Annotated in this window: 7 protein-coding genes; all 7 read left to right on the forward strand. The window is 65.0% G+C overall.

Annotated elements, in window-relative coordinates; genetic code table 11:
- Positions 1-181: 181 nt before the first annotated feature.
- The 7 genes from FS767_RS20510 to FS767_RS20540 all read left to right on the forward strand — a co-directional run bounded on the left by FS767_RS20510 (position 182) and on the right by FS767_RS20540 (position 8,780).
- The gene (locus tag FS767_RS20510) at positions 182-3,013 is read left to right on the forward strand and encodes a xanthine dehydrogenase family protein molybdopterin-binding subunit (protein ID WP_144967853.1); all 2,832 of its coding nucleotides are present in this window, start codon (positions 182-184) and stop codon (positions 3,011-3,013) included.
- A complete protein-coding gene (locus FS767_RS20515) occupies positions 3,006-3,542 on the forward strand; it encodes a (2Fe-2S)-binding protein (RefSeq protein WP_023535868.1) in 537 nt (178 codons plus the stop codon). Before FS767_RS20510 ends, FS767_RS20515 begins: the two co-directional genes overlap by 8 nt.
- A 2-nt stretch (positions 3,543-3,544) precedes the next feature.
- On the forward strand, positions 3,545-4,756 hold the full coding sequence (locus FS767_RS20520) for a cytochrome c (protein WP_144967855.1): 1,212 nt from the start codon (positions 3,545-3,547) through the stop codon (positions 4,754-4,756).
- A gap of 3 nt (positions 4,757-4,759) precedes the next feature.
- The gene (locus FS767_RS20525; protein WP_144967857.1) at positions 4,760-5,731 is read left to right on the forward strand and encodes an XdhC family protein; all 972 of its coding nucleotides are present in this window, start codon (positions 4,760-4,762) and stop codon (positions 5,729-5,731) included.
- Positions 5,728-6,303, forward strand: coding sequence for an NTP transferase domain-containing protein (locus FS767_RS20530; protein WP_144967859.1), 576 nt, complete (start codon positions 5,728-5,730; stop codon positions 6,301-6,303). The genes FS767_RS20525 and FS767_RS20530 overlap by 4 nt, the downstream gene beginning before the upstream one ends.
- A 474-nt stretch (positions 6,304-6,777) precedes the next feature.
- The gene (locus FS767_RS20535; RefSeq protein ID WP_144967861.1) at positions 6,778-7,461 is read left to right on the forward strand and encodes a response regulator transcription factor; all 684 of its coding nucleotides are present in this window, start codon (positions 6,778-6,780) and stop codon (positions 7,459-7,461) included.
- A complete protein-coding gene (locus FS767_RS20540; RefSeq protein WP_144967863.1) occupies positions 7,458-8,780 on the forward strand; it encodes an ATP-binding protein in 1,323 nt (440 codons plus the stop codon). The genes FS767_RS20535 and FS767_RS20540 overlap by 4 nt, the downstream gene beginning before the upstream one ends.
- Positions 8,781-9,019 lie beyond the last annotated feature (239 nt).

The raw sequence follows: 9,019 nt of genomic DNA on the forward strand, positions 1-9,019 counted from the left end.
GCTTCGAAGAAATACCGCGACACAATGTCAGCTTGACTTTGCTTGTGATGGCGTCAATGCGGTAAAGTTGACAATCAAGTCAGTTTTTCCTGACCTGCACGACAGGGTTTCGACCCCCTCGACCCCTGCACAAGAATTAAGAACACATGGGCAGCACCCCCTGCTGCCCAGAGGATCAAGCATGTCCAACCGTGATATTTCCCGGCGCGCCTTCCTGCAAGGCGGCCTGATCGCTGGCGTCGGCGTGACGATGGCGCCGCTTGGCAGCCAAGCGTTCGCCGCGCTGATGGAGGACCGGGTTACCGCCTCGCCGCTCAAATGGATGAACCATGATGGCAAGGCGCGCTTTCGTAACGACGCGTTGTCGAAAGTCTGTGGCAACAAGGTCTTCGCCCGTGACATTCGTGCCAAGGACATGCCCGGCTGGCCGGCGCAGCAAGGCCATGCACTGTTGCTCAAGGCCACCAAGGCCGACCGCCTCTACGAAGGCCACGACCTCAGCCTGCTGGGCGCCGAGTTGCAGCCTGACCGCATCGTCACCGCTGCCGACCTGGAGCGCGACGGCATCGCCTGGCCCGAGGCGCATTCGCCAGACCCACTCTTGCCCCCGGGCAAGGTACCGATGTTCATCGGCCATCCGGTGGCGCTGCTGATCTGGCACGACTTCGAGCGCTTCCGTCAGGCCAAGCGCCTGCTGCAATTCAACGACCAGGTGATTCGCTACGGTGCCCAGGCGCCGTTTTACCAGCGTGACCCCTACGGCAGTTTCCGCTTCGTGCGCGTTGGCGGTGCCACCCCGTTCGACGAGGACGAATTCTCCAGCCTGAAGGATTCGCCGCTGTTTCCCACCATCCTCAACCGCAAGCCGGTGTGGTCCAAGTCGCCCAACCAACACGGCGACCTGACCCAGCAGGGCCTGTTCTACGCCAACCGCATGGCCGAACAGCTGGCCAACCCGCCCGAGGACTGGCTGGTCTTCGACGAGCGCTTCAAGACCCCCTCCATCGAGCCGGCGGCCTTGGAGCCAGACAACGGCAACGGCTGGTTCGACGTGGCCAGCGGCACCCTGCATTTCGTCGTGGCGACCCAGTGCCCGTTCGAGGCCGCGCAGGAATGCGTGCACATGATCAAGCCGTCACGCTTTGGCCTCAAGCACTTGAACATGCACCCAGGCTACACCGTTGGCTACGGGTCCAAGGACAACAACATCTTCGTCTTCTACGCTGCCGTGGCGGCGCTGTACGGCGAGGGCGTGCCGGTGCGCCTGGCCAACGACCGCTACGAGCAATTCCAGAGCGGCATCAAGCGCCACGCTTTCGACATCCGCTACCAACTGGCGGTGGACAAGAAGGACAACAGCTTCAAGATCTTCCGTGCCGACATGAGCTGTGACGGCGGCGGTCGCATCAACTACAGCCCCTCCGTCGCCGCCGTGGGCGCGACCGCTGCCCAGTCGATCTACTACATGCCGCAGAACGACCTGGCAGTCACTGCCTATCATTCGCGGGCAGTGGAAGCCGGCTCCATGCGCGGTTACGGCACCCTGCAAAGCATGGCCGCCACCGAGATGATGGTGGACGAAGTGGCCGGCCGCCTGGGCGTCGATGCCATCGACCTGCGGCGCAACAATGCCCTGAAGTCGGGCATGAAGAACACCCAGGGAGCGGTACCAGCCGGTGCATTGCGCCTGCACGAGATCCTCGACAAGGCGGCTCAGCACGAAGGCTGGCGTGAACGTGATGCCCGCAAGCAACGGCGCGAGGCCAGCGACCCGGATCACTGGTACGGCACCGGCTTTGCCATCTGCCAGAAAGACTTCGGCACCGGCGCCGAAGCGCCGATGGCCAGCATCGAGTTCAGCCGCGACGGGCGCATCAGCCTACGCCACATCGGCACCGAGCTGGGCACCGGCATGTCCACCTCCCAGGCGCTGGTGGTCAGCGATTTCCTGGGCCGTTCGGCCGACGACGTGCTCACGGCCGTCACCGAGTGGCCCGAGCTGCAACTGTCCACCAGCGGCAACCCGTACCTGATCAGCCAGGCCGAACAGGATGCCGCCCTGCGTAACCCGCGCTGGGTTGGCAAACTGGCCTCACCCTCGTCGGCGACCAACTCGGCGTTCTACTTCAGCCATGCCACTCGCGAGGCGGCTCGCGCGCTGTTCAATCACGGCCTATGGCCTGCTGCCATGGCCATCTGGACCCAGGGCCCGCACGGCGGCCAGGCCAACCCGTTGGTGGTGCGCCGGGAAAACGCTGTGTGGGTCAACGGTGAGCTGACCGGCAACGGCCTGGCGCCTATTCCCTTTGCGCAGCTGGCCGAAAAGGCCCATGCCATGGGCCTGGTGACAGGCGTGAGCGTGCACGGCTTCAACCGCTGGAGCTGGGCTGAGTCCGACTTCGTCATCGACGGCGTGCGTGAGCGTTTCCCGCTCGACGCGTTGGCCGTGAAGTACGGCGACGGCGCCGCCAATGCCAAGAAGGCGCAGATGACCAGCAGCGGCTACCACCTGCTCGACCGTCAGAACCCCGCCTACCCCGATACACAGTTGAACAACGCCATGGTCACCTATTACAGCCCGGTCGCCACCCTGGTGGAGGTCAAGGTGAACAAGGGCACGCATCAGGTGCAGGTGCTCGATCACCACAGCTGGGTCGAATGCGGCCGCGTGTTGGTGCCTGAACTGGTCAAGGGCCAACTCGAAGGCGGCATCGCCATGGGCATCGGCCATGCGCTGACCGAGGAAATGCCGTTGTACGAAGGCGGGCCGGGGGAGGGCGACTGGAACTTCAACCGCTACCGCCTGCCGCACGCGCGTGATGTGGCGGTGTGGACGCAAAGCAGCGAGATCCTCCCACCGCTTTCACCCACCGACCCGTCCAAAGGCATCGCCGAGGTGGTGATGATCCCGATCGTCGGTGCCATCGGCAATGCCGTGGCCCATGCCATCGGCAAGCGCGTACGCGATCTTCCCATTACCCCAGCCCGTATCCAGGAGGCCCTCAATGGCTAACCGTCCACTGCAACTGACCCTCAACGGTCAACCGGTCGGCCCGGTCCAGGTCCCTGACGACCTGGCAATGATCGACTACCTGCACGAGCACCAGAACCTCACCGGCTCGCGCCTGGGTTGCGGGCAGGGCATCTGCCACGCCTGCGTGGTGATCGTCGACAACCCCGACGGTACCAGCGAAGAAGTGCGCACCTGTATCACCGGCGCCCATTACTTCGAAGGCAAGAAGGTCCGTACCATCGAGGGCCACGCCCAGCAGGACGAGGCCGGCAACCTTACGTTGAACCCGATCCAGCAGAAGTTCGTCGACCTGTTCGCGTTCCAGTGCAGCTACTGCGCACCAGGCTTCGTCAACGCCGCCACGGTGCTGGTGGAAACCGCCCAGCGCCAACCGCTGAAAAAGAGCGAGGTGCAAGCACGTATCGAAGCCAGCCTTGGCCACCACATCTGCCGTTGCACCGGCTATGTGCGTTACTACCAGGCCACGCGCACGGTGCTCGATGACCTCGGCCTGGTAAAGGAGGGTTGAGCATGGGCTTTTTCCGTAGCGCCCTGGCGCTGGCGTTCGGCCTTGCCGCAACGTGCTCGGCGCTGGCCAGTGATGATGCCCAGCTCAAGCGCGGCCAGTACCTGGCCCGTGCTGCCGACTGCATGGCGTGCCACACGGCCGAGGGCGGGGCGCCGTTCGCCGGGGGCCTGCCGATTCATTCGCCGTTTGGCACCATCTACGGCACCAACATCACCCCCGACAAGCAGTACGGCATCGGCAACTACAGCGCCGAGGAGTTCTTCGCGGCCGTCACCCAAGGCAAGCGCAAGGACGGCGCCAACCTGTATCCGGCCATGCCCTACACCTCGTATCACCTGATGCGGCGTGAAGACTCCGATGCAATCTTCGCCTACCTCAAGACCATCGCCCCGGTCCATCGCCCGGCACCACAGACGGCCCTGCGCTTTCCGTTCAACGTGCGCCTGGGCCTGAGCGGCTGGAACATGCTGTACGGCAAGAGCGTGCAGGCCCAGCCTGTCGAAGGTAGCAGCCGCGCCTGGCAGCGTGGCCAGTACCTGGTCGAGGTCATGGGGCACTGCGGCGAGTGCCACACCCCGCGCAACGCGGTCGGCGCCTTGCAGCAGGACCTGCGCCTGAGTGGCGGGCTGCTCAACGGCTACCTCGCCCCGAGCCTGCTGGCCACCGACCTGGCCGAGCGCGGCTGGTCGCAACCGGACCTGACCGCGTTCCTCAAGCACGGGATCAGCGCCCAGGGCAGCATGTTCAACGAGATGTTCCCGGTGGTGCACCTGAGCACCCAGCACCTGGAAGACGCCGACCTTGCCGCCATGGCCACTTACCTGCTGGGCGACAACCCCCCGGCGGCCAAGGTGATCGCGCCCGTGCCGCTGGCGCAGATGAGCGACAGTGCCCAGCGCGGCCGCCAGCAGTACCTGAACGTGTGCGCCGGTTGCCATGGCGTGGAAGGCCAGGGCAAGCCGCACATCGCCGTGGCGATGCAGGGCAATACGGTGCTGCGCCAGGCCGATTCGCGCAACCTGGTCAAGGTGATACTCGACGGGATCCGCGAACAGCAGTTCACCGGCTTCGAGCGCATGCAGCCGATGCCAGGGTTCGCTGATAAGCTCGATGAACGCCAGGTGACCGACATGGTCAACTACCTGCGTCAGGCATGGGGCGGGCTGCCCGGTGATCTCAGTGAACAACAGCTGGCCGAGCTGAAAGCGGAGTAAAGCGTGCAGCATCTTGATCTACAGGTGATTCGTCAGGCGTTGCAGTGGTCCAGCACAGGCCAGGCGGTGTGGTTGTGCACCGTGCTCGCCACCTACGGCTCGGCGCCCCGCGCGCCGGGCTCGTTGCTGGCAGTCAACGACCAGGGCCAGTGGCTGGGGTCGTTGTCCGGCGGCTGCGTCGAAGACGATTTTCTTGAACGCGTGGCCTTGGGCGAGTTCGTGCAACCGGCAGCCATCGTGCGCTACGGCGATGGCAGCGACCCGCGCTCGCGGGTCAGCTTGCCCTGTGGCGGCGTGCTGGACGTGCTGGTGGAAAGCCTGCCGTCCAGTTGCCAGGTGCAAGACCATCTGCGCCAGCTGGAAAGCGCGCTGCTGGGTCAGCGCCGGGTGCTGCGCCAGGTGAAGGTGTCCAGCGGCATCCAGGGGCTGACGGATGCTGCCGGTCAAGGGCCGCGTGTGCACCGTGACGGCGACTGCGTGCACCTGCGCGTGGGTGCCGCCCAGCGGCTGCTTCTGGCGGGGTATTCCAGTGTTGCCCAGTACTGCGCCGAATTCGCCAAAGCCATGGGGTTTGAAGTGGTGCTGTGCGAGCCGCGTGAGGAGGTGCTCGAAGGGGTGCAGATCGACGGTATCGAGATACGCCGCGAGCTGCCCTCGGAATTCATCTTCAATGGCGGTTGTCATGCCGACACCGCCGTGGTCGCGCTCACCCACGACCCCAAGATCGACGACCTGGCCATGCTCGAGGCCGTGCGCACCGCGGCGTTCTATATCGGCGTGATGGGTTCGCGTGCCACCTCCGATAAGCGCCGCGAGCGGCTGCAACGCATCGGCGGCCTGAATGCCGATGCCTTGGACCGTATCCATGCTCCCATTGGCCTGAACCTGGGGAGCAAGACACCGGCCGAGATCGCTTTGGCGGTGTTGGCAGATGTACTGCGGGTGCGCAACGGCCTCGACCGAGCCGCCTTGTGAAGGTGGCGGCGCTGGTGTTGGCCGCTGGGCGCAGCAGGCGCTTCGGTGCCGACAAGCGCCGGGCCCTGCTGCCCGACGGGCGCGGCCTGTTGGCCCAGTGTGTACGACGGGCCGAGGCAGTGTTCGAGGATGTGCGGGTCGTGGTGCGCGAGGACGAGGGCCGAGAGGACTTCGACCTGGGCACCGCCTGTGGTTGGGTGGTCAGTGCCCAGGCGGCTTCGGGCATGGGCCACAGCCTGGCGGCAGGCGTCGCCGCCCTGGCTGACAGCGATGCGCAGGCGGTGGCCATCCTGCTGGGGGACATGCCGTGGATTGAGGCCGCGACCCTCAGGCACCTGGCCGAGGTCGCCCAGGCTTCGACCATCGTGCTGCCGCGTCATGCAGGGCAGCAAGGTCATCCCGTGATCTTCGGGCGCGCGTTCTGGCCGGCGCTGTTAGGGCTGACCGGTGACGAAGGCGCCAGAGCAGTGGTGCATGCCAACCGCGCCAGTTGCACGGTGATCGAGGTGTCGGATGCGGGGGTGCTGATGGATGTGGATACGCCTCAGGCGCTGGGCTTCTTAGGGCGTTGAGCAGGGCGGGGCACGTTGTGCTGCGCTGTATCTGGAAGATAGCGATCTCTGTACGAAGGGCCTGGCTGGATCGGTCATGGGGGTGCTGTTTTTCAGCTTCGCAGTTGATAGGGCCGGGGCCGCTTTGCGGCCCATCGCGGCACAAGGACCGCTCCCACTTGGAAAGGCGATAGGCTCCAGATGCGGTGCATGACAGTTGACTCCACAAAGTTAAGCGCCACATGGTCACGCAGCGGCCTCGCCGGGGCGCTGGACCGGCCCCGACACTACCAGCTGCGAGGCTGAAATCCTGGGGCCGCAGCGTGGCCCATCGCAGTAGGGTCCGGTGCTCTGGCAATACCGCTCGTTGACTGTCAGGCAATCTGCACGTATCCCCGCCCAATCCTTTTTCCCAAACCCTGTGCCTGCGTCCATAATTCCCCCTTAATCCATTCACGCTGCAATGTCGGCCACACCATTGCGGGAGCCCCATCCATGCACGTTCTGCTTTGCGAGGACGACGACCTCATCGCTGCCGGCATCTGTGCAGGCCTTGCCGCACAGGGCCTGACTGTTGACCGGGTGGGCAATGCCGCCGGCGCCCGGGCCATGCTTCAGGCCGCGCAATTCGATGTGATGATCCTCGACCTTGGCCTGCCCGACGAGGACGGCCTGAAGCTGCTGCGCCGCCTGCGTCAGCAAGGCGAGACCTTGCCAGTGCTGGTGCTCACCGCCCGTGATGCGGTCACTGACCGGGTCGATGGCCTGCAGGCGGGGGCCGACGACTATTTGCTAAAGCCATTCGACCTGCGCGAACTGGCCGCGCGCCTGCACACCCTGCTGCGCCGTGTCGCCGGCCGTGCGGTGAACGTGATCGAGCATGGCCCGCTGCGTTACAACCCCAGCAGCTGCGAGGCGACCCTGGCCGGCAAACCCGTGGACCTGTCCCGTCGTGAGCAAGCCTTGCTCCAGGCCCTGTTGCAGAACGCCGGGCGCGTGCTGTCCAGCGAGCAATTGAAGGACTGCGTGTACGGGTTCAACGACGAAGTGGAAAGCAATGCGCTGAACGTGCATATCCATCACCTGCGCCGCAAGCTGGGCAACGGCATCGTCGAGACCGTGCGCGGGCTGGGCTATCGCCTGGGCCCTGCCAATGCGCCAACCGAGACGCCAACATGAGCCTGCGTGTGCGCCTGAGCCTGATCCTGGGCAGCGCCTTCGTGATCATCTGGGCGCTGGCTGCCGCCTGGATGCTGCGCGACCTGCGCCAGCAGATGATGTTCTCCCTCGACCAGCGCCTGGTGGCATCTGCACGCATGGTGGCCGGCCTGATCGACCAACTGCCCCAGCCGCTCAGCGTCAAGGGCGAAGGTACCCACTACGCGGCCGACCAGTTGAGCGTACCGGACGGCATGGCCTGTCAGGTCAGCTCGCTGCGCGGGGAAATCCTGGCCAGCAACCACAAGCATGATGGCGTCATGGATGACGGGCGCAGTGGTTTTCGTGACCAGACCATCGACGATGCCTCATGGCGCACCTTCACTTACAACCATGGCGATGTGCGCATCACCACGGCCGACCGGCACATGGAGCGCGAAGCCCTGAACCAGTCCATCCTGCTCGCTGCCTCGGCGCCGGTGCTGATGGCTTTGCTGGGCAGCCTGGGCTTGCTCTGGATCGGGCTGGGCAAGGGCCTTGAGCCGCTCAATCGCATGCGCGATGCCCTGCGCCGCAGGCGCCCCGACAGTGTCGAGCCGTTGCAGGTGGCGGGCATGCCCAGTGAGCTCCAGCCGTTGCTGGAAACCCAGAACCAGCTGTTCGTGCGCATTGCCCAGACCATCGAGCGCGAGCGGCGCCTGACCGACGATGCCGCCCATGAACTGCGCAGCCCGCTGACAGCCATCAAGACCCACCTGCAGGTCGCCCGCATGACCGAGGGCGCGGTGCGCGAACAAGCGCTCGAACATGCCGAACAGGGTGCCGATCGCATGCACCGGACCCTGGAGCAATTGCTCATGCTGGCACGGGTCGAGGGTAGCCTGTCGTTCGACGACGGTGTGCAGTGCAGTGCCGAGCAAGTCGCGCGGCAGGCTGTGCAGGACGCCGGGGGCGGTGACAACCGCAGGATCGTCCTGAACTTGCCGCCCGAGGCTGCCCAGGTCTACCTGAGCATGCCTGCACCGCTAGCGGTGGCGGCGCTGCGCAACCTGCTGGACAATGCCCTGCGCCATGGCGGTGACGAGGCGGTGGAGCTGGAGGTACAGGCAGTGGAAGGGCAGGTGGGCTTCATGGTGCGCGATCACGGGCCGGGCATCGCCGAGGCCGACCTCGGGCATTTGACCGAGCGTTTCTGGCGTCATGGTCAGAGCAGTGGCTGCGGGCTTGGGCTGGCTATTGTCCAGGCAATCGTGCAGCGCTGTGCAGGCAGCCTGAAGTTCGATAGTCGAAGTGATGGGTTGAGGGTGGTATTGCAGGTGCCGGCGCGGCCTGCGGGATGATCCTGGGTTTTGTATGAAGTTCTGGGCCTAGAAGTACACCGGGCAAACCTGGTTGAGTAAACTAGCAGTCGGTAAAGATGTCGGCTGCTCAATATTCCGGTAAACTTCTCGCTCTATAAGCATTGCAGTTGCAGTTGCAGTTGCAGTTGCAGTTGCTCTTGTTTCTAAGCGCGCGGTAGTTCAGGCGCCGCAGATCGCGACTTCAGGAGGCCGAGCGCAGGGCTTGCGGAGGGAGGTGA

It is taken from the genome of Pseudomonas sp. DE0010 (assembly GCF_007680745.1).
Classification (GTDB): Bacteria; Pseudomonadota; Gammaproteobacteria; order Pseudomonadales; family Pseudomonadaceae; genus Aquipseudomonas; species Aquipseudomonas parafulva_B.